General features: G+C 63.3%; 1 pseudogene. It reads left to right on the top strand.

The window, feature by feature from the left end:
- A pseudogene (locus TU80_RS33275) lies at positions 1 to 212 on the top strand (hypothetical protein); the annotation flags it as partial.
- Positions 213 to 813 lie beyond the last annotated feature (601 nt).

The raw sequence follows: 813 nt of genomic DNA, 5'->3' as shown, positions 1-813 counted from the left end.
GCGTAGGAGCGAGCTTGCTCGCGAAGGTCGTTAACGATAGCGCGGGCATCCTGGATGACCGCGTTGCCTGGGCGTTTTTCGCGAGCAAGCTCGCTCCTACAGGTGCGGCGCCAGCGCTCGGGGCAGGGCTTTGCGTTGTAACTGGCTTGCCACCAGGGTGTTTTTCAGCCTGCGTGCCCATGAGTCGGGACCTGGCCGCCTACAACCCCTGAAAACCCTGTAGGAGCGAGCTTGCTCGCGAAGGTCGTTAACGATAGCGCGGGCATCCTGGATGACCGCGTTGCCTGGGCGTTTTTCGCGAGCAAGCTCGCTCCTACAGGTGCGGCGCCAGCGCTCGGGGCAGGGCTTTGCGTTGCAACTGGCTTGCCACCAGGGTGTTTTTCAGCCTGCGTGCCCATGAGTCGGGACCTGGCCGCCTACAACCCCTGAAAACCCTGTAGGAGCGAGCTTGCTCGCGAAGGTCGTTAACGATAGCGCGGGCATCCTGGATGACCGCGTTGCCTGGGCGTTTTTCGCGAGCAAGCTCGCTCCTACAGGTGCGGCGCCAGCGCTCGGGGCAGGGCTTTGCGTTGCAACTGGCTTGCCACCAGGGTGTTTTTCAGCCTGCGTGCCCATGAGTCGGGACCTGGCCGCCTACAACCCCTGAGAACCCTGTAGGAGCGAGCTTGCTCGCGAAGGTCGTTAACGATAACGCGGGCATCCTGGATGACCGCGTTGCCTGGGCGTTTTTCGCGAGCAAGCTCGCTCCTACAGGTGCGGCGCCAGCGCTCGGGGCAGGGCTTTGCGTTGCAACTGGCTCGCCACCAGGGTGTT

This window comes from Pseudomonas veronii (assembly GCF_001439695.1).
In the GTDB taxonomy this organism is placed as follows: Bacteria; Pseudomonadota; Gammaproteobacteria; order Pseudomonadales; family Pseudomonadaceae; genus Aquipseudomonas; species Aquipseudomonas veronii.
This window is presented reverse-complemented; position numbering and strand designations above follow the sequence as displayed.